The organism is Fibrobacter sp. (genome assembly GCA_024399065.1).
Lineage (GTDB): Bacteria > Fibrobacterota > Fibrobacteria > Fibrobacterales > Fibrobacteraceae > Fibrobacter.
Window position 1 is genome coordinate 24,295 of sequence record JAKSIB010000018.1, and the last position, 21,738, is coordinate 46,032.

14 protein-coding genes are annotated in these 21,738 nt (G+C 48.4%); 6 read left to right on the top strand and 8 right to left on the bottom strand.

The genetic code is table 11. The annotated features are described in order from the left end of the window. Positions 1-191: 191 nt before the first annotated feature. On the bottom strand, positions 192-1,352 hold the full coding sequence (locus tag MJZ25_10030) for a hypothetical protein (GenBank protein MCQ2124509.1): 1,161 nt from the start codon (positions 1,350-1,352) through the stop codon (positions 192-194). 2 nt (positions 1,353-1,354) lie between these two features. After that, entirely contained in the window at positions 1,355-2,005 is a 651-nt protein-coding gene (locus MJZ25_10035; protein MCQ2124510.1) for a hypothetical protein, read from the bottom strand. Between the two features lie 100 nt (positions 2,006-2,105). Between MJZ25_10035 and MJZ25_10040 the strand changes: the two genes are divergently transcribed. Together MJZ25_10040 and MJZ25_10045 are read left to right on the top strand one after the other, a co-directional pair. Further along, entirely contained in the window at positions 2,106-2,717 is a 612-nt protein-coding gene (locus MJZ25_10040; protein ID MCQ2124511.1) for a fibrobacter succinogenes major paralogous domain-containing protein, read from the top strand. Between the two features lie 41 nt (positions 2,718-2,758). Continuing rightward, positions 2,759-3,391 carry a hypothetical protein gene (locus MJZ25_10045; GenBank protein ID MCQ2124512.1) on the top strand — a complete coding sequence of 211 codons (633 nt, stop codon included), beginning with the start codon at positions 2,759-2,761 and terminating at the stop codon, positions 3,389-3,391. A gap of 71 nt (positions 3,392-3,462) precedes the next feature. On the opposite strand, the gene MJZ25_10050 is transcribed toward MJZ25_10045, so the two are convergent. From MJZ25_10050 to MJZ25_10070, 5 genes are all read right to left on the bottom strand, one after another. Further along, a complete protein-coding gene (locus MJZ25_10050) occupies positions 3,463-4,221 on the bottom strand; it encodes a hypothetical protein (GenBank protein MCQ2124513.1) in 759 nt (252 codons plus the stop codon). Between the two features lie 161 nt (positions 4,222-4,382). Then, positions 4,383-6,008: a right-handed parallel beta-helix repeat-containing protein gene (locus tag MJZ25_10055; protein MCQ2124514.1), complete on the bottom strand. Its 1,626-nt coding sequence runs from the start codon at positions 6,006-6,008 to the stop codon at positions 4,383-4,385. A 95-nt stretch (positions 6,009-6,103) separates the two neighbouring features. Beyond that, positions 6,104-7,942, bottom strand: coding sequence for a glycosyl hydrolase 53 family protein (locus MJZ25_10060; GenBank protein ID MCQ2124515.1), 1,839 nt, complete (start codon positions 7,940-7,942; stop codon positions 6,104-6,106). Positions 7,943-8,185: 243 nt separating this feature from the next. Further along, positions 8,186-10,225 carry a LamG domain-containing protein gene (locus MJZ25_10065; GenBank protein MCQ2124516.1) on the bottom strand — a complete coding sequence of 680 codons (2,040 nt, stop codon included), beginning with the start codon at positions 10,223-10,225 and terminating at the stop codon, positions 8,186-8,188. Positions 10,226-10,240: 15 nt separating this feature from the next. After that, positions 10,241-11,062: a TIGR02147 family protein gene (locus MJZ25_10070; protein MCQ2124517.1), complete on the bottom strand. Its 822-nt coding sequence runs from the start codon at positions 11,060-11,062 to the stop codon at positions 10,241-10,243. Positions 11,063-11,321: 259 nt separating this feature from the next. On the opposite strand from MJZ25_10070, the gene MJZ25_10075 reads away from it, so the two are divergent. Continuing rightward, on the top strand, positions 11,322-13,376 hold the full coding sequence (locus tag MJZ25_10075) for a T9SS type A sorting domain-containing protein (protein ID MCQ2124518.1): 2,055 nt from the start codon (positions 11,322-11,324) through the stop codon (positions 13,374-13,376). A gap of 25 nt (positions 13,377-13,401) precedes the next feature. After that, positions 13,402-15,561 (top strand): T9SS type A sorting domain-containing protein, encoded by a 2,160-nt coding sequence (locus MJZ25_10080; GenBank protein ID MCQ2124519.1) that lies wholly within the window; start codon positions 13,402-13,404, stop codon positions 15,559-15,561. A 72-nt stretch (positions 15,562-15,633) separates the two neighbouring features. Here the strand turns inward: MJZ25_10080 and MJZ25_10085 are convergent, their stop codons facing one another. Next, entirely contained in the window at positions 15,634-17,331 is a 1,698-nt protein-coding gene (locus MJZ25_10085; protein ID MCQ2124520.1) for a family 43 glycosylhydrolase, read from the bottom strand. Between the two features lie 223 nt (positions 17,332-17,554). On the opposite strand from MJZ25_10085, the gene MJZ25_10090 reads away from it, so the two are divergent. Beyond that, positions 17,555-19,945 carry a family 43 glycosylhydrolase gene (locus MJZ25_10090; GenBank protein MCQ2124521.1) on the top strand — a complete coding sequence of 797 codons (2,391 nt, stop codon included), beginning with the start codon at positions 17,555-17,557 and terminating at the stop codon, positions 19,943-19,945. 14 nt (positions 19,946-19,959) lie between these two features. Then, positions 19,960-21,723 (top strand): family 43 glycosylhydrolase, encoded by a 1,764-nt coding sequence (locus MJZ25_10095; protein MCQ2124522.1) that lies wholly within the window; start codon positions 19,960-19,962, stop codon positions 21,721-21,723. Positions 21,724-21,738 lie beyond the last annotated feature (15 nt).

The window sequence follows — 21,738 nt, forward strand, 5'->3', positions numbered from 1 at the left end:
TAGGCGCGCCATCGGCCAAGCGGCTTCGGGCCAGCTCCGATTATAGTACGCAGCGCGAAAAACGAATTTCCGAGGCACTGCTATCTTTTTATAAAAAGTAGCTTCGAGTGTTTTGCCGTGAATGGATGCCACACCTTTAAAAAAAGACCCACCCGCATTACATTTGCCGGTGGGTTCTTTTTTAAGCTTTTCTACTTTCGCGACTTTACCTTTTTCCAATTCTCGAAGTCCGGTTTCGTGGGAACGGATGAATCCAGCTGGTGGGAGCACTTGTAGGTTTCGCCTTCAAATTCCACGACGGTGGTATCCTTGTTGCCCCACTTCAAGGAATCAAAGACGCAGGCACCGATTTCCCTTTCCAGATCCGTAAAGGGACGAAGGATATTGTGCGCATAAGTATCATATCCCCCATCATCACGTCTCCACGAAGCTCGTCCATACCCCGCGCAAACCAGGCTATCTTTGTAGAATACGGAAGTGGAATCTTCAATGACAAAAGTTTCCCCGCTACGGGATTCCTTGGGAATTCCGTAAGTAGCTTCCTGGACATTCCTTAAATAATCAAGTCCATCATCCACATCCATGTACCAGGAATCCATACGTTTAACCAAGGACACCCATTCCTTTGTAATATAATCCGCCGATTTTACACGGTCTCTAAAGTTCTTCCACGATCCTGTCGAAAAATCACTCCGAAATCTTTCAACATTCTCTACGAATTCCAAATCTGTTTTTCCGTACATGAATAGAAAATACGGAAAAAATTCCACAAGATTATTTTTTAGGTAACCACCCATACTTGTCTTAAACTTTTCGGAGACATTTATCACATAAGGCATCTCATCTGGGTTGTTATACACAGAAAGGATTTCAAACAAAGCCCTCTTTTTGGCCGCATCAAAAGGAAGACCTTCCTTCATCAGTTGCATAACACGGGGAACCTCTAAGTGAGAGAACAACCTCAAATCAGCAGGATCGTCACCAAGCCCAACATCAAGAAGATCTATTATCGATTCAAATTCAATATCAACGGTTCCGGAATCAAGATTTGACCACTCTGCCTTAATAACAAACTGGACATACCTGTTCTTGTAATTACGCTTTTCTATTTCGTATTTCCCTTTGACCTCCAACTCCGTACACTGATTGAAATTTGAATCCAGTTCAAAAGCTTTTATTTCCTTAACATAAACTTTCGACGGGAACAATAGTTTTCCATTTAAAGTTCTACCATTCAATCGCCACTGGACAGCATATTCAGACTCATCACTAGCATATTGAATATTTGCAGAATCATCACCAGAGCAACCCCACAAAAAGGATATCACAAACAGCCAAAGAATTTTTTTCATCGTCACCACGCCGGTTTAATAGAAGAAGCACATTGTTCAAAGGACTGTTGTCCCAATTCAATATCCCAGGAGAGCGTGGCTACATCATTATTTATGTCAAGATGAAAATGATGCTCTACAATTTTTTCATCTTGATACTTGTCATCCATGCCAATCTTCCCTTTGAACTTTGACAGAACAAAATCTGAGGGAGAAATCACTTCTACATAGGAATAACTTTCATTGTGTATCACTATTTGATCTGCCGTAGAACACTCATTGGTATGGCATCCATATAAATCCAAATACATCCGTGCTTTTTCGCCGCCGTAGCTAACAATAAAACTTAGCAAGCCTGGACGGTACATATCTTGCACACTAATTGCAGGATCATCAACTTCTTCCAGATTCAACGAATCTAAATATGCGAAATGTGTCTCCCCAACAATATCGGTATAGTAATCGGTGACATTCCCACACGAATCACTGCAGCTCGCAAGCTGCAGCGCAACAAACGCGACCGCCAATAACCCACCAAATCTTTTAATCATAACTTGGAAGAAAATACAAAAATATTCTCGTTCTGGATTATCTGCACAACATATTGGCCCTTGGGCAATGAGATATTGGACTTGTAGATTTTTTAATAGAGGGCTTTTCGCAAGCCAATCCAAAAAATTCGCTCCTTTTCCACCATTCCCATTTCAAAGAACTATATTTGACATATACGCTGCGGTTCTTTGCAGCTCCGAAGGGAATTACACTGGTTAGGATATGGTAAAGCAAATTTCAGCTATTTTTGGCATCGCTTTTTTGATTGCTGCTTGCGAAACAAAAACTTCTGAGCCCGAAATTGAAGTCCATGTTGAACACGGCGAATTCACGGATTCTCGCGATGGACAAACCTACAAGACGGTAACCATTGAATCCCAGACATGGATGGCAGAGAATCTGAATTATAAAACTGACAAGAGTTTTTGCTATAACAACGTCACCGATTCTTGCAACATATACGGACGATTGTATTCGGAATACCGTTTCAACAACGCTTACATTGAGCTTTGCCCAGAAGGATGGCACACCCCCAACAGAGAAGAATGGATTATTCTATTTGAAACTGTAGGGGGTACGGAAACGGCAGGAATCAAGCTGCATTCCAGTGATAGATGGATGTACAGCTGGGACATCGGAGAAAACAAGTATGGTTTTTCCATCCTGCCCGCAGGAGAAAAGTGCAGTAATTTCGACGGCATTAATGAATGGGCAACATTTTGGGTAAGAGACAACTCAACGATTTATAATCAAGTCAACATCTCAGGAAAATATCCTTATTTTGAGAATACTGACTATGATTGCGCATTCTCCATCCGTTGTATAAAAGACTAATACCCCGAATCATTTCAGGTTAGGATATGTTAAAACAAATATTGGCATTACTCAGTATCACAGTTTTTTTTGTAGCCTGTGATTTCGGGACATCAGAGTCAGATGACAAGCTCCATGTTGTACATGGGGAGTTCGTAGATTCTCGTGATGGACAAACCTACAAGACGGTAACCATCGAATCCCAGACATGGATGGCAGAGAATCTAAACTACAAAACTGATTCCAGTTTATGCTACAACGATTCCATAGAAAACTGCGAAATATATGGCCGGCTCTATAACAGAAACGAAGCACTATCTGCTTGTCCTAAAGGATGGCGCCTTTCAGACTATAGCGATTGGAACACCCTCGAAAACGTAATAAACAACGACTACGCCCGCAAACTCAGAGCATCTTCTGGCTGGGCAATTGAAAGAGTCAATGGCTCAGACGCCTATGGGTTTAACGTTTTGCCCGGCGGCGAATGCCGTGATGGACATTGCTATTACAAGGGGTACTTCGCAAAATTTTGGATCAACAAAGGGCTACCTATCGAGAGACCGGAAGGAACTGATTACGAAACATATGAAGGTCCTTACGGAGCAAGACAAATATCTGTTAGCGGCGAAGAAGAACTTAGCTTGTACTGGGGATACAAAACAACAGCATGTTCCGTTCGATGCATTAAGGAATAAAAAGCAAGGCCGCGACGAAATCGCGATCTTCTTCAGGCTGGATTATCTCCAAAAAGAAAACCGCCGCGAAACTAATCTTCGCAGCAGCTCTTGATCAGAAGAATCTGGGCAGGCACATACACCGGCCAGACCAAGCCATCGGCAATGGCGGAAATCAATTCCATCACAGAGTGGTCATCGCTAGTGGCGAGAGCAAAACCCACCAGGGCGTCGCCAATGAAGAACACGATCATGCCGATTTTCATAAGCTTGGCCTTATGTGCAGAGAAGTATCCTACAGCACCAGCCTTGCAAGCAACAATCAAGGAACAAATGAGGAATGCTGCGTAACCGCCAATCACAAAAAGAATCTGCGGAACAAGGCCTACAAAATAGGCAATTGCCAGTACAGCAAGAACAACCACAGGCACAATCAAAATCTTGGGGAAGTGAGTATCAGTATCGCTTGTGCGGGTGTGTCTGTAAGTAAGGGCAGACTGGAAGAACATAAAGCAGGTGATACCCAGAATGGACGGGGCAATGGGGAAATCCTGAACAAACATGCCCAGCAATCTAAAGCAGACATCGGCCAGGGCAGAGCAGGTAAAGGCAATCTTCAGCCATTTGCCGTCACGAGGGCAGCAAGCAAAGCGGCTTGCATAAAAAGCCAGCACGGTGAGCAAGAAAGAGCTCAGGAACTTGGTGTAGTTCTGATAAGTGTGCGCATCCTGCAGGCAACTTTCGACAGCGCCGCAATGGAAAAGGTCTACCCAGTCCTTAATGAAATAGGTGGTAAAGACGATTGCAATCGCGATCAACAAAAATCTGGATACGTTATTTTTCATGAGCATGGGGCGTAATTTAGCAAAACGCCTCTTGTATATAAAGCGAATTTACATAAAAGATTTTTTACCCTATTTTAGATAAAAGTTTGTTTACCTTATTAGCAATTACTAAACTGTAAAAGCCTTTTGGTCAAAAGATGTTCTTAACAGTCAGCCCGCAAAGGTTTTTATTTAGCAAAAATCAAATGAGGACCTTTACGGCCACGAACTATACGGCCATTCACATAGAAAACGCGACCATCATTACGCATGCGATGCACTGCACGGGCGTTTTCAAGGCGGCGAGACGCAATGGCCATGGTAGAATCCGCAGAACTACTTGAGCCAACAAAGCTGCTAGACGAAGTCGGATTAACAGTTTCACTGCTGGAGGAACTACTTGTTACGACTGGTCCCACAGGGGCTTTGTATTCATAAGCACCCAAGTCGGGAGCCTTGCCTTCGTAAGGCAATTTTACGTTGACACCCTTGTCGATAAACTGACTCTTGGGAGAAAGTTTCAGGAAATCGATATCGGGCAGGCTACCGTCAGCCTTGCGGGGGCCGAAAGCGCCGCCAAGAGGTTCCAGAGGTTTTCCTGTCACCGTCATGCTGGGATCATCGACGCTGACAAAATCTGCATTGGTCGCCGTCAAGTTCAAGTTCCAGGTGTAGTATTCGCCGGCAGCATAATCCCCGCCGATGTAAGAAGTCTTGTTGGGATAGGCGATGTTATTCTTCATGACGTGAGCCTTGGCTCCCTTCAATACAACGCCATCGGTACGGTTACCCGCAGCGTCCCAGGTACTCGCCCACATGTTGAAGGCGGAACCGTTCATGTAAGCTGTATTATTCAGCCAGTCGTTGCCACCGCTACTGTGGTTGGCGTAAAAACCAGAGGCCTTGTTCTTCCAGGCCACGCAATTTCTGATGGTGTGACGAACGCCAGTCTTGCTGCTGCCCGCCTTAAACCCGTTTCCGTTTCCATCCTTAGGCTTGCCAGTGCCGTAATTGCTGTAGCCGTGACCCATGGCCCAGCTGTTTTCAATCACAACAGGAAATTCCTGGCTAATGAAATCCCAGCCATCGTCACTGTTCCACCAGGCGCGACATCCGATAAACTTCGTCGTATCGCCGCCACTCTGGTAATGAACGCCAAAGCCATCTGCATTCTGCCCGTCACCTTGACGTCCATTAGGGTCGTAGTTGTCATGACTATCGCAGTTCAGGAACAGATGGCCGCCGCCACTTCCCGAGCCTTTTTCATTCACGAAAAATCCGGATCCGCCGTGATGATGACTGTTGATCAATTCCAGAAAGATGTGCTTACTGCGGGAAACGTACACGCCCACGTTGGATTCACCCTTCATGGGAACGTTCTTGAATTCAAGCCCCTTCAAGTGAAGATACTGAGCCTGAATCAAGACGCCATTGGTATAGCGTACGTTATTGGTTCCGTTGGCAATGGGCATCTTGCTAAAGTCGAACACAGGAACCTCGCCAGGATAAGCCAAATAATGAATGCGGTTATTATCGCTAGCACCACTCTTAGTCAAGTGAATGCCAGCAAACATATTGTCGTTCTTCACATAGGTTGTATCCGTATGCATGTAGGTGCCGCCGCGAACCCAAACAGTATCACCAGCTACGACCTTTGAATTAGCCTTTTTCAAGGATGCGAAAGGCTTTTCCTTGGAACCCACATTGGCATCATTTCCATTAGGAGCCACATAGTAAACGGAAGCCATGACAGACTGGGACAAAAGTGCAATAGTCACAGCAAACAAACTCATCTTTAAATTCAACTTAGCCATATATTCTCTCATGAAATTTTTAAAAAAAAGCGTAAGCCGCCTCCGAAATTTTCGAATTAGACTTACGCTCCTGTTTGGTTTTGGATGTAGAAAAGTTACTTGTTATAGATTTTAATTCTAGAAGCGCGGCTTTGCAGATTGCTGGCGGAACGGCCGTTCACAAAGAAACTACGGTTATTTTCGCGCTGACGCAAGAGCTCGCGAGCCCTCTGAATACTGCGATTAGCGATTGCAGCGGTGGTAGAATCCTTTTCGCCTGCAGGCGGAACCACAACAGGATCGATGGATTCCACTACAAACTGGATCTTGTCGATATTTGGGCCGCCATCTGCTGTAGTAGAAGTGAAGGTAATGTTGCTGACGCCAGCAGGCATCTTGAGAACCACATCCTTGCTCTTCCAACTGGTCCATTCGGAGGTAGATTCAAAATCCTGGGACTTCACCTGAACTTCGCCATTGACAGCAATACTTACAGGGCGATTGACAGTAGAACCGTTGGCGAAAACGATGCGAACCTTCTGTTCACCTTCACTGGGAAGGCACACGGGAATGGTCACGGAAGAACCTACGACGTTATCCAGGTTGGCGTAACCCTTGCCGGAGAAGCCTGCGTGCTTATCTTCAAAGATTGTGTTACTGAAAACTGCATTTTCTACTTCGTAGTTCAAGGAGTCCTTGCCTACGAACTTGAAGTTTGCCCCCAGATTCACTTCCTTGTTGAGAGAAGTCACCGTGTAATCCTTGGCGGTGCCAGAGTTATCCCCAGTCCAGCCTGTGAATTCCCAACCTTCCAGCGGGACGGCGGTAAAAGTCACCTTGGAGCCTTCTGCGATTTCGGCACCTTCAATGCTCTGGGCAATTGTACCACCAGCTGCTGCAGCAGTCTTCACGGCAATCTTCTTAATTGCCTTTCCACCAACCCAATCAGGAAGCGTTGCGTTGTACTGCTTTGCGATTGCAGCCAGTTCATCAAGGCGAGCGTTAGCGGTGTACCTCTGACCATCGCGATCGAACATAGGCTTGTTGCTGTAGCGGGTCGGTTCCCAAACAAAAGTACCCCATCCTAAGTCCCCAAAGTCATTCATAATGCCGTTAATCAGCTTAGTACGATCGGCGGTATATTCGCAGCTCAACACAGGCTTTTTCTTCTTGGTCACAAGGCCGAACATGTCGCGCCAATCCTGGCCATTGTTGGTGGTACCATAAGTGGAACCGCAAATGGCATCGTAATCGATGTTGGCGTCAATCTTGCTGTACCAACCTTCAAAACCGCCATCAGGACGGGGGCGACCATGCTGCATCACGATCTTGATGGAGGGATCGATATCGCGGACAGCCTTTACGCCGGAGTTGATGATGTTTGCAAATTCAGCAGTCTTGTTGATAGAAACGCCAGAAACTGCGGAGTTGATTTCATTACCCACCTGAACCATGTCGGGGCGAAGGCCTGCCTTCATCAAGGCGTTCATGGTGGTCTTCACATGGTCATAAGCCAGCTTACCCATTTCGGCATTAGACTTTCCGCTCCAGGATGCAGGCACATACTGCTTGCCGATGGAAGCCCAGGTGTCGCTCATGTGGAAATCCAGGAAGAAGCCCATGTTGTGAGCCTTAATACGCTTGGCGAGAGCAATGGTATGGTCCAGGTCGCACCAGCAAACCTTGGAATTTGCACCGGAATAACTTTCCGTGGCGTAGCCAACGCAAGAATTCACGAAGGTACGAACACGAATGAAGTTGATACCGTGATCTTGAAGGATGTCAAACAGATCCTGTTGCTTGCCATCGTGATAATACTTTGCACCCAGGGATTCATCTTCCAGAACCCAGGAAACATCCACGCCCACAATGTAGGGGCGAGCCATGGCGGCGGCGGCAATTACACCCATAGCAATTGCAGCTTTCTTAAAAGTATTCATGAAATTGAACTTCATAACTTACTCCTTTTTATCCAATCATCCCTATCCAAGCGTTCAAAGGTCCCTAATCCAAAGCGCCTAGACTTTTTATTTTTTTTATTGTACTATAATATGTACTACAACTTTATAGAAACAAATATAATCACTTTTACTACAAAGTGTACTATAAAAATTCAAAATTTTTTAGTACATGCAAAAAAGCCCCCTTTTCAGGGGGTAATTCCGCGTTTTTCATCAAAATCGGCAATTCTGAATTTTTTATTTCATTGCCTGCTTCTGCAGAGCATAGAAAAGTCGCATCCAGTTTTCACTCTGGGAACCGTCGAAGAAGAAAATTTCGTCCAGACCGCCCACCAAATTAGGTTCATCACCGCCAATGGCAGGATTGGTGCAAGTGGAGAAATCGCCTCCATTTTCAAACTGGTCCTTGCTGAGGGGCACACCATCCACATAGGTAAAGACACTGTCCCCACGGATGGTGAAGGAATAGTTGTGCCAGGTTCCATCCAGAATCCGTGCAGTACCATAAGTGGAATTATAAACGCCTTCCCCATCGTGGCGGGCGTCAATACGCAGGTTTACTGCAGCCTGATTACCACGCTGCTGCAGGATGAAGGCTACACTGTCCTTCTTCGCAGAGAGAATGCGAGTATAACTGGTTCCCGGTGTAGCCTGGGAAGCGCTATCAGCCTTGATCCAGATGGATGCGGACATCTGCGTTCCGTTATTGGTGAAGGGTTCAAAGCCTTCAATCATCTTCCAGGAATCCGTAGAATCCAGCCAGAGGGCGTTTCCGAGGATTCCCTCATTCTTAGAGCCCGTCAAGCTGTCAAATGATTCCGTATGGCGCGAAAGCACTACGGCGGTGTCGCCTACAGGCTTACCCCAATCATCGTAATAGCAGTTGTTCAACAAGTCAAATGAGAGAGTTCCACTTTCCGAGAAGACAACTTCCTTTAGGCTGCCCCAGTACAGCAGGGAATCCCCTTCGCTCTTTTGTAGAGGGATTACGCGACCTAGCGCATCCACAAGGCAGGCCTTCGTGGCAGGCTTTTCCAGACGGATGGGCAGAGGCATATCCTTGAAGGGTTCATCTGCAGAAGATAGATCTTCAAAGCCTTCCGGAAGCGAAATGGTCAATGGAATCACTTTTGCATTGGCAATACTATCAGCATGAATAAAGGTTGTTTCTCCATCTTTCAATGCGAAGTCCGACCAGAAAAAGCCTTCGTCAGTAATGTCGACTAACCAATGGGAGCCGCCGGGAATTTCAGGCAGATGGTCCACCTTAACTAACCCATTTGCCACAGCAGCAGAATCCAGAACGTGGTTGATGACACTCAGGGTGGAATAGATGGTGTCATTCTTTAAGGATCTTGCGACAGGCACTGAAACTTTTATAGTGTCACCAATTTTACGGTCAAGAGGTCTCAAGTCAAAGTAGGCACTGGCCTTGCCCGCCGTGATTTCCCCATAGGAGGTTTCGACGCACTTGGCTCCTGTGGAATCCACATAATAGGCCGCACAGTCACCAAGTTCAAAGTGGATGTAGACGGTTCTTTCATCACCATCTCCATTGGAAACGACTGCGGAATCACAAATTCGGCCGCCAGCCATTTTCCATTCAAAATCCAGTATTCCCACAGCGTATTCAACGGAGTCCCGATGGAGACCAAATTCTCCATCGTAGATGATCAGGGAATCATTCCTGAATTCTTCATACTTGCATTTCAATGAAATGTTCATGTCGAAGGTTTTTGCGTCAAAAAACACATGTTCAATTTTCTTTTCGTTGGAGTCTACAGGATAGTCACTACTATGGAGTTTGATGGTCTGACTTACGATGAGATTGGTGATGCCCTTATCGCCGATGCGATAGGTTTCGCCCTCTTCGGCGTTTAGGTCAATGGCGATAGAACGTACGTCACCCTTTACCGGCAAGATGGTCAGGGAGTCATAATCTTGAGCAGGTACGCTATCCATGGAAACATGGCCCGCAGCGATGTTCGATTCGCTTACAACCTTTTCCAAATAGGCGGTTGATGTGAAAACTGTGTCGCCCACGGTATCACGCTCCGTGCGGGAAAGCTGCAAGGTATCCCCTTCGGAGATTTCAAAGTCCGCAACGGAAATCATGACGCGTGCCACGCCATGACCTGTATTGGTTTCAATTAACACCTTGTTTCCGGTGTTGGTTTCAATAAGAATGCCTGCGACACCGCTGTCACTACTGCAGGCGGCAAACAGCATTGTCATAAATAGCAGAAACGCCGTCAATACGAATTTCAAATTTTTCATACCCAACCTCAAACTTTACTTCTTCAAGTTGCTGAAAACGTGAAGATTGATATGTTCCACTTCGGTGGGAGTGTCCGTATCGGCGGCCACGATTTTGCGAACCACATCCTTGAACTTTTCGGCGGCGGCCTCCACCTTCTTGCGGCCCTTTGCAGAAACGCTAAAAGTAAAGGTGGTCATATCGCGGGATTCCTTGCCTTCGGAATCCAAGGCCTGCTTGGAGAGTTCCAGGCACTGCTTCTGATACTGGAGAACCATCTGGCTTTTGCACTGCTGTACAGTAGCCATGCTTTCCTTGGTAGGTTTCCAGAATCCCTGATCGTTACGGCGGATCAGTTCCATCTTCTGCATCAAGGCGAGACTTGCCTGGATTTTCTTTTCGCTCACCGGCGGGAAAATTTTTTCAGAAAGTTCACTTACGTCGTCGGACACATCCAGAATTTCGAGGATTGCGTAGATGGTGCTGTTGTACCAGTTGGCAAAGAACTCGTAGCTGTCGGGATTGACGATAGCCTGGGGATTCTTGTTCAGACGCATCATTTCAGCGAAGGCGGCATCCCGGACTTCGGCGGTCTTGCCCTGGTCAAAATTAACCATGGCCTCAAAATATTTTGCCTCGTTTCCCTTGAGCCCAATAACATCTACAAAGCGGCCCAGCATGGTGTCGGTCACCTTTTTGCCCTGAACTACATCATTAAAATAGCTGCGGGTATTGGGGAGGCCCAGCAGGTTGCAAAATTCCGTACGGCTAAAATTTGGTTCCGCCGCCTGACGGCGTTCCTGATACTCAGCAAGAAACTTACGGAACTTGGTAAATTCAAAAATATTTGCGTACATAGGCAATAAATCCGTTAAATTTTCACAACCATAATATAGTACATAAAGTAGTAAATTCACACCATTTTTCTAAAAAATCATAGTACAAGTTATAGTTAATCACATTTTTACCTATTCCAAAGTAATTAATACACAATTATCAACAACTTTTTCACTTTTTTCTTGAAAGCACCCATTGATTTATAGTACAATTTGTAGTACATTATGTAGTACAATAAACATGACCCTGGTTAGGTCGAAGAAAAAGGGATGTTTGGAAATGATCAACGAATCAAAAAATTCTAAAAGTGATTTAGCAGTCAAGGCTGGAATTTTCCTCGCCGCATTTGGTTTAATCGCAGCCTTTTCCAGCACACATGCTGCAGATAGCTACAAATTTGACTTTGGTGATGGTCCCGTTGCCGCGGGTTATACCCAGATTAAGTCCAACACCAAATTCGACGCTACCAAGGGCTACGGTTTTGAATCGGGAACCATCAGCTCCGTAGACCGCCTTTGGGATGACGACCTGAAAACAGACTTTCTCACCTCCAAGGGAGACATGATTTTCTCTGTGGTTCTTCCCCAGGGTAACTACGAAGTGTCCTTCACTTTTGGCGATGGCGAAAATGAAAGCGAGACCACCGTCTGGGCTGAAAATCGCAAGCTCATGTTTGACCGCGTCACCACTGCCGGCGGCGTCTTTAGCACACAGAGCGTTTCCCTTCGCCGTATGGAAACCAAGAGCATCGATGGCTCCGTTACCATGAGCATCAAGGACCGCGAAAAGGATTACAGAACTTGGGACAACAAGCTGACCTTTATCATCAGCGGCAAGGCTCCCGCTGTGGCAGGCATTGAAATCAAGCCCAAGAACGACGTGACTACCTTGTGGCTCTGCGGAAATTCCACCGTAGTGGACCAGCTGACAGCTCCTTGGGCGGGTTGGGGACAGATGTCCCCGGGATTTTTCAAATCCAGCCTTGCCGTCGCCAACTACGCGGAATCCGGCCTTACCGCCAGCGGCTTTTATAGTATGAAGCGTTTGGCAAAGATTCTCGCCGAAGTCAAGAAAGGCGATTATGTGACGGTGCAGTTCGCCCATAACGACCAGAAGAACGCCACCGACGTGGCTAACTACGAAACGACCCTGACCAAGTATGCTAACGAAATCAAGGCCAAGGGTGCCATCCCCCTGTTCGTTACATCCACCGCACGCCAGGGCGAACTGGACCCGAAAACAAGCGTGGGCGGCCTTCCCGAAAAAATGCGCGCCCTTGGTCAAAAGCTTGGCGTTACCGTTCTGGATTTGAATCAGCATTCCATTAACCTGCAGAATGCCCTAGGCAACAACAAGGAAAAGCTGTACATGTACACCGCCAGCGACAAGACTCATTTCTGCGAATACGGCGCGTACGAATTGGCCCGCGCCATCCTGGAAGAAATGAAGACCAAGGTTCCTGATCTGGCAAAGCACCTACGCGATAACCACGTTGCATTTGATTCCAAGAAGCCCGACGCTCTGGACATTCTGACTCAGGCAAAGGCTCCCATCACCGAAGGCGGCCTCATTCAGGTTCCCGAAGAACCGGAATCTTCCAGCTCGGGAGAAGCACCCGCAGAATCCTCTAGCAGCAAGGGCGGCGAATCCACCGAGGGAACAACTTCCGCAGAACTTCCCGCAAATGCCGTCATCGGCATTCAGGGCGACCAGTTTGCTTCAGCTGACGGCGTCAAGGAAACCACAAACACAGGCTACACCGGCGAAGGTTACCTAAACATCGATAACGGTGCAGGAACCCGCGCCACTTACAAACTGGAAAAGGATTCAACCCGCGGCGACACTGTATATATTCGCTTTGCCAACGGCTCAGATGCAAACCGCGACATGATCGTCAACGGCATCGAAGTTGAATTTCCGCCTACCGGCAGCTGGACCAATTGGAAAATCGTAAGCGTTCCTCTGAACCTCAGCAATTCCGTAAGGCTTGAAATGGAATCTCTGGCAGAAAAGGGCGGTCCCAATATTGACTGGATCGGATGGAGCGTAAATCATTCGGCAGACTCCTCGGCCGAACCCCAAGCCATCTCCCAGAACATCACCGGCGCCGCAGCAAAGTTTAGCGCACACTTCTCCGGAAACAGCATCTTTCTAAACAATGCTCCCAATGGTTCCTATACAATCAGCATTTTTGATATGCAGGGCAACAAAGTCAAAAGCATTCAAAATGCCCAGGGCAATGAATTCAACGTCCAGCTGAATCACGGAACTTATATCATTCGCATTTCACAGGACAATCGCATCTTTGAAATGACAAGAATCATTAAACGATAAATCAAAAAATGAGGAAAAATTGGGTATGAATATCACAAGAAAATCAATCGCAGCATTGGCCACCATGATGGCCTTCGGCTTGGCCACCGACGCCGTAGCCGCAAGAAAGTTTGAATATCTGGATCGCGGCGTTGTCGCTGTCCGACAGAACAACACCAACGCCTTGGTAACCTGGCGCAGTCTGGCCAGCGACGAAGACAATCTCGGCTTTAATGTCTACCGCGTCACCGGCAAGGACACCGTAAAACTCACAAGCGCACCCGTCACCAAGGGCACCAACTTCGTAGATGGCAAGGCCGACTTTTCCAAAGCAAACACCTACTTCGTAAAGAAAGTGCTGAACGGCAAGGAACTGGAAACCAAGGGCAGCTACACCATGCCCGCCAACAAGGGCGTCGGCCCTTACGTCACCGTTCCTATCAAAGCTGGGACTGCCGTTCATTTTGTTTGGGTCGGCGACCTGGATGGAGACGGCGCTTACGACTATCTTCTGGACCGCCCTACCGATGACGAGCAGAAACTGGAAGCCTACAGCAGCACCGGAAAATATTTGTGGACTCTGAATCTGGGCCCCAATAGCGCCAACAAGAACAACATTACTCCGGGCGCGTCTACTCTAGACGTTGGCATGTGGGATGGCGCCACCGTCTACGATATTGATTCCGACGGATACGCCGAAGTCATCGTCCGCATCGCCGATGGCGTTACCTTTGGCGACGGCAAGAAATTTTCTCTCAGCGGTACAAACGCCCAGGTCGTCGCAGTCCTGGACGGACGTACCGGCGCCCTTAAGGCGACCGCACCTGTTCCCAATGATTACATCAAGATTGGCCCCATGGCCGCCATGATGGAAATCGGCTACCTAGACGGAGTGAACCCCAGTGTAGTTTGCTGGTTCAAGAACCGCAACGCAGACAAGAGTTTTAATAGCCTGATGGTCGCCTACGGTTATCAGGGCGGAAAGTTCGTTCAGCGCTGGAAATATGACGCAGGCAAGCAGGGCGGCGGCGCAGAAGCCCACCAGATCCGCATTGCCGACGTGGATTACGACGGCAAGGACGAAGTACTCCACATGGGTTACGCCCTCAATGGCGACGGCACCTTACGTTACAAAGTTCCTGTTGTAGTTCATGGCGACCGCTGGTATGTAGGAGCCTTCAACAAGGGCGACAAGGAAATGATGGGTTACGGCATCCAGCAGGACCATCCCAACAATCTTCTGGAATACTACTATAACGCAAGTACCGGTAAACTGATTTGGACTCATTACGGTGATGAAAGTTGCGCAGGCCAGTGCGACGTTGCCCGCGGAAACGTTGGCGACATCGACCCCAATTACGCCGGCCTTGAAGTCTGGAGTTTTCAGGGAACTTACAATGCCCAAAGCGAAAAGCTAATCGCCTCCAACTACCTCTATCCCGTCATTCGCTACTGGTGGGACGGAGACCTTGGCGCAGAAAGCTATAACGACGGCAAGATCGAAAACTGGAATTACGAAACCAAGGGCGTAGAACGTCAGGCCACCACCTGGAAAATCTACGGCAGTAGCGGAAGCGAACGCGGGGCCGCCATGTTCCACGGTGACGTTTTCGGCGACTGGCGCGAAGAAAGCATTCTGGTAAATTACGAAACCAATGAGCTGGTGATTTTCACCACGGACATTGCCAGCGATTACAAGTTCTACACCCACATGCAGAATCCTTGCTACCGCAACGGCACCACCACCAAGGGCTATGTGCAGGCAAGCATGCTGGACTACTACCTAGGTTGGGACATGGACACTCCCAAGAAACCCGACATTGAAATCATCGGTGGCGAAAGGGAACCCAGTTTTGCTGACGCGACAGAACCGGAATCCAGTTCTTCCGTCGCCGAATCAAGCTCTAGCGTAACTAAAGATGAATCCAGTTCAAGCAGTGAAGTCTCGCAGGCTCTTTCCCAGAACATCGCCGGCACTGCAACCAAATTCAGCGCACAATTCTCAGGAAGCAACATCATTCTGAATCATGTTCCCAATGGTTCCTATACAATCAGCATTTTTGATATGCAAGGTCATAGAATCCAGAACATTCAAAATGCCTATGGAAATGAAATCAACGTCCAGCTAAATCGCGGAACTTACCTCATCCGTATTTCACAGGACGGCAGATCCCTAGGAATATTCAGGGCCATCAAGCAAAAATAAATTCTCCCCCATCACACCAAAAGACCCCCGCACCACTTGGTGCGAGGGCTTTTTTAAAGTTCAACAGTTTCTTTACTTCAAGTTGATTTTCTGAATCTTGCGGCCAAACTTCACGAAGTACATTCCAGCAGAGATTCCATCAAGAGCTACTGCATTACCGCGTCCACGGAAAAGCGCAACACCCTGGGCATCCATCAATACGTAATCCGTAACCGAGGAGAACTGGAGACCGTTCGCTCTGGAAGCGCCGATGATGTTCACCCCGGGATACATCGTTGCAACGAGCAGGTTCTGGGAATCATCCGAGGAATTATTTACTTCGCTGGATGAAGATGGCGACATCACAGATGAAGAAGAAATTTCTTCCGGTTCCTCTTCCTTCACATAATCGCTTTCGTCACCCATGTACTGGAACAAGTAAGACTGATTCAATGTTCCGGTCTGCTTCCACACCACAAGGGGCATGCCCGATTCTTTAGAGATATTCAGCACGTCGGCCACGTACTCGCTGGCGGTATCGGCATAAAGGCGGTAGCCGTCTTCTACGTTGAAGTTCTCGATAATGAACTGGCGGGCCTCCGCTGCGGTCTTCACTGTATCCAACAGATCCCCCTTGCCGAAGGTCAGGTACTTACCCGTTTCTACGTTCTTGAGCGTATAGCTGTAGCCGTCTACGCGATTCAACGCCCAGAGCTGAGACCAGCTTTCTTCCTGGTCCATCTGGATTACGTTACCGCCGGCACCGTCAAGACTAAGGCCGCTATGCTTTGCCTTGATGCGGTACACGCCATCTTTCAGAGGCGTATGGTTCACCTTCTTTACGCCCTGCTTGGTCATCTTGATATCGGCGATGGTGCTGTCGTTTTCGTAGTAGCAGTAATCCACGGCCACGGCGCGACGGAAGCTTCCGCCAATAGCACCAGTATGGTAGATATAGTACCACTGGTTATGGAATTCGATAAAGGCCTGGTGACTGGTGTTGGAATTGTCGTTGTAGCCCACGATCACCTTGGAATTGGAAACAGGACCAGTAGGAGACTTAGAAGTGGCCTGACCGATTCGTTCTTCCCAGCCGTAAGCATAGGTAAGGAAATAGTAGTCCTTGCGCTTATGCATAAAAGCAGCCTCGGTGAACATGGGAGGCGTAATATCAAACATCTGGCCTTCCAGCTCGATCATGTTTTCCTTGAGACGGTACCCCTTGACAGCACCGTTGCCCCAATAAATGTAGGCCTGTCCATCGTCATCGATCATGACGGTAGGGTCAATATCGTAGTTCACTTCCTTGCCGGGAGTCATGGCGCTGGTGATCAAAGGCTTGCCCAGGGCATCCTTGAAGGGGCCTGCAGGGTGGTTGGCCACAGCCACACCGATGGCAAAATCCTTGCCGTCCCAACCGGTAACGTACCAGTAGAACTTTCCGTTACGTTCGATGGTCTGGCTTGCCCAGGCATGCCACGTCATCCACTTGAAGGAATCGATGGAGAGGGCCTCGCCGCGGTCCACCCACTTATCCATGTCGCCAGAGGAAATAATATGCCAATTCTTCATGACATATTCATCCTTGCCTACGGCGGCTTCGTCGTGACCGGCGTAGATGTACACCGTGTCGTTATATACCAGGGCGGCCGGGTCCGCAGTAAAAATGTTCGTTATGATTGGGTTTGTGGCCGCAGAGGCTAAAGCTGTTAAAACCAGGGATATTGCCGCACCCTTGAAAAGGGAATTGCGAGTCAATCCAAAAGACAAAGTCCCATCCAGAAACTTCATACCAATCCATCCTTTTTTAGGCAATCCCGGGAAAATTCACCCAAACACTCCCAGGAGAGCCAATCCATAAACACATCCTAAATATACCCTTTTTTCGCCAAATGTAGACTTTTTTTTCACTAAAACGTAAATATTTTTAAGTTTGTAGACGTATTTAAGTAAAAGTGTTGACTTTTTATTCATTTTTGTGTAGATTTTAGTTATCCTAAAAAAAGGAGTGTTTATGGGATTTGGGTTAACCAGCCGTAAAGGGCTTGGGATTTTTTCTGCTGCGTTCGTAGCCATGGTCATGGCCGGCCAGAGTGTTATGGCTGCCGATTGGTATGCCAAGGATAATCGTCAGGGTGGGCACGATCCTACCATGTTCCGTGATGAAAACGGTTACATTCTAATGTCCACCAACAACAATTTGGCCATGTCTACATCCGAAGATATGGTCAGGTGGACAGGCAAGGGCCGCGCCCTTAGCGACAAGCCTAATTGGGATTCCTGGCTGCACAAGGCCGTGGGCGGAAAACACGACGGCATCTGGGCTCCGGATCTGTTCAGAATGGGCAACAAGTACGGCATTTTCTATTGCGGTTCCGTATTTGGCCAGAGAACTTCTGCAATTGGTTTGGCTACAAACTCCAAATTGGATTTCAGCAACCCTTCTGCAGGCTGGGCTGACCAGGGCGAAATCGTTCGTACCACCAATAACAACAATTACAATGCGATTGACGCCGACGTGGTGCAGACTGCCAATGGCGAATACTGGATGACTTACGGTTCCTGGAATAGGGGTGGTATTCGTCTCGTGAAGCTTGACCCCAATACCGGCAAACAGGCTGCCGACGACAAAACCAACTACCAGATCGCTACACGCAACGGAAGTGGCATCGAAGGCCCGAGCCTCATTGAACACGATGGTAAGTACTTCCTGTTTACCGCTTGGGACGTATGCTGCAAGCAGGGCGACGAAATCGAGCAGACTACCTACAAGACCGCCATGGGTCGCGCCGACAAGGTGAACGGCACTTACTACGACCGTAGCGGCAAGAAACTGAACGATGGCGGTGGCACCATCTTGATGCAGCGCTACAGCCGTTACGTTGGTCCCGGCGGCGGCGAAGCTTTCAAGGACTTGAACCGCATTCGCTTCGTTCATCATTACTACGACCTGACTGGCGACAAGTTCAACCATATTCACATTCGTGACGTTGTGTTTACCGATGACAACTGGCCGGAAATGGGTCAGCCCTTTTTGGGTCGTTACCTGAGTGCCGAAGCTGAACATGGCGCCATGACTCGTGCAGTTTCTGGTGACATCACTTTCAACTACACAAACGACGCTTCCAACGGCGAGTACGTTGGCTACATCAACACCAAAGGTAGTAAGATTCGCCTGCCCATGAACATTATGCAGGCTGGCGACTACATCATGCGCTATCGTTATGCTAACGGCGGCGACGCAGATGCCACCCATAAGGTGACTGTCAACGGGAAGTCCCAGACAGTAAAGCTTCCAAAGACTGGTGCGTGGGGCAAGTTCCCTGAAAGTTCCGTGGCCATGATTCCTACCACTCTTAAGCGTGGTGGTAACTTCATCGAAGTGGAACCGGACCAGAACTATGCAGAACTGGACCGTATCGACTTCCTCCGCGTGATTCGTGATACCATTCCGGCTAACGGTTTTGATAACGGTATCAAGGTTCGCCTCACCGACAAGGATCAGTTCGCCATTAAGGCCGGCGGTTATGCCATCTTCGAAAACGTGGTGACCGACTCCATCAAGAGCACCGATGTGAAGGTTCAGCTCCAGCAGTGCAGCGGCGGTACCTTGAGTATCCGCGATGGTTCCAAGAGCGGCACCGAACTTTCCAAGTGCACCATTCCTGCTTCTTGCGGAACCGGCACCTGGACCGAAGTCTCCTGCTCTGCAACCGCAAAGCTCAAGGGCGTGAAGGACTTCTACCTGACTGCAGCCGACAACAGTGGCGAAGTTCTGGTGGGCAACATCAAGTTCGGTAATGGTGCTCCCGCTCCTGCAACCCTCACCAAGCATGGCGCAGGCCCTTCTTCACAGACTGTTGAAGCTGGCGCAGAAATCACTGGCTTCTACTACGAATTTGCAAATGCCTCTGGCGTCAAGGTGACTGGCCTTCCCGCAGGCATCAAGGCTGACGTGGACGCAGCCGGCAAGAAGGTGACTTTCAGCGGCAAGGTGGATGCAAATGTTGCTGCAGGCGAATATGCCTACACCATCGAAACCACCGGTGGCATTGAAAACGCAAAGCTCACTGCAACTATCACCGTGACTCGCATGGATGTTCCTGCAGTTTCCAGCAGCTCCGCAAAGCAGGAAACATCTAGTTCCAGCATCGCTCCGGCTGAATCCAGTAGCAGCACTGGAACTGCAGCGCTTGCTCCTGTGGCAGTTGCAAAGCTAGGTTACTCTGTAGTTCGTAACGGCAACAACTACACAGTACGTTTCGACAAGGTCGGCAACTACAATCTCTACGTTCTGAATTCTATGGGCCAGGTTGTAACTCGCAAAACCGTGGGCTTGCAGTCCGAGATAACGATTGAAAATCTACCTCAAGGAAACTTCATCTTTAGGGTGATGAAACGTTAAAAAAGGGATAAAAAATGGGTTTGGGTAAAACAATTAAAAAACTTCGCGCAGGTTTTGCAGCAATCCTTGGCACAGGAATCGCTTCTGTGGCCATGGCAGCAAACCCGCTGACTACGGCATTCTATTCTGCCGACGCAGCGGCACTTGTCCATAACGACAGCTTGTTTATTTTTGCGGGCCACGACGAACAGGGCCCTCAGGGTGGAAACGCATTCTTCCTGATGAACGACTGGCATGTTCTCGTAACCGACGACATGCAGAACTACCACGACTACGGCGCTGTTCTCTCTTGGCGCACGTTCTCATGGGCTTCGGGAAACGCCTTTGCCGGTCATTGCGAATTCCGTAACGGAAAATACTACTGGTACGTTGCTGTGCACCACGCCACCATCAAGCAGGACGAAGGATTTGCCATTGGCGTTGCCGTGGCGGACCATCCGTCTGGTCCCTGGAAGGATGCAATCGGCAAGGCACTGATTACGGACAACACTCCCAATGACGTAGCCTTGAACATCGACCCCGCTATTTTCTACGATGGCAACGATATCTGGATGTATTGGGGTTCCTGGAACGCAGGCCGCCGTGTAAAACTGAAGGAAAACATGATCGAACTTGCGGGCACTCCCGAGGACGTTAAGATCAAGGACTTCTTCGAAGCTCCCTGGGTCCACAAGTACCGCGGCAACTATTACTTCAGTTACGCTTCCGGCTATCCTTCCACCATCAACTACTCCATGGCCAAGAGCATGAACGGTCCCTGGACACAGATGGGAACCATCAACGATAAGATGGAAAATTCCGAGACAAACCATCAGGCAATCTTCCGCTATCTGGGCCACTGGTACTTTATGTATCACGGCGCTACAGCTCCCGGCGGCTGGACTTACCGTAGGTCTGTGAACATCGACTACTTGTATTACGACCAGGATGCAAAAATCCAGAAGATCAAGCGCACCACTGACGGCGTAGACAAGGTGAATAACGCCATCGTACAGAACGGTGAATTCCGCCTGACTGCAAGCCACAGCAACTTAAGCTTTGCAGATGCAAACGGAATCGTGGTACAGCAGACCACAAACGAAAACGATCGCAACCAGTACTGGAAAGTAACCCACAACGACAAGAACCGCCGTCATTATTCCTTGCAAAACGTCGGCACCGGCAATTACTACTGCCCCTCTGCCACCTTGCTGGATACGGTTAAAACTTCCAAGACGACTTGTGAAATTCGCATTGAAAATGCATCCGAGGCAAAAGGCTATTACCTCTACGGTGATTACGAAAGCGACTTCGTGGGCGACGTGCTGAACGTTTCCAAGGACGTGGGCATGCCTGTGATTACCTGGGTTCGCACCGGCGCAGACAACCAGAAAATCAAGATGGTAAAGGCCAAGGCTCCGGAACTTTCCAGCAGTTCTGTTGCTCCTGAAGTTTCCAGCTCCAGCGAAAAGCCCGCAGTTTCTTCTTCTAGCGAGGCGCCAAATTCCTCCGACAGCGAAAATACTGATGTAGATTCCAACATCACCGAAGCCATCGTTTATGGCGGTGCGGGTGCTAGGAATGGAGCTTGGGACGGTTCTTTGAACGGCGCAGATTTCAAATACGATGACGCCACACGCACCGTCTACCTGGGAACTTCCAACAGCTGGGCTGTTCTTGATTTAAACGGAACCGTCATCAAGAAGGGAACCGGAAACCAAATTCAAATGAGTAATTTCCGACCGGGCGTACTTCTGGTACGCAGCGGAAAAATGATGATGAAAATCAGCAACAAGTAAAAGCCTACTCACAAA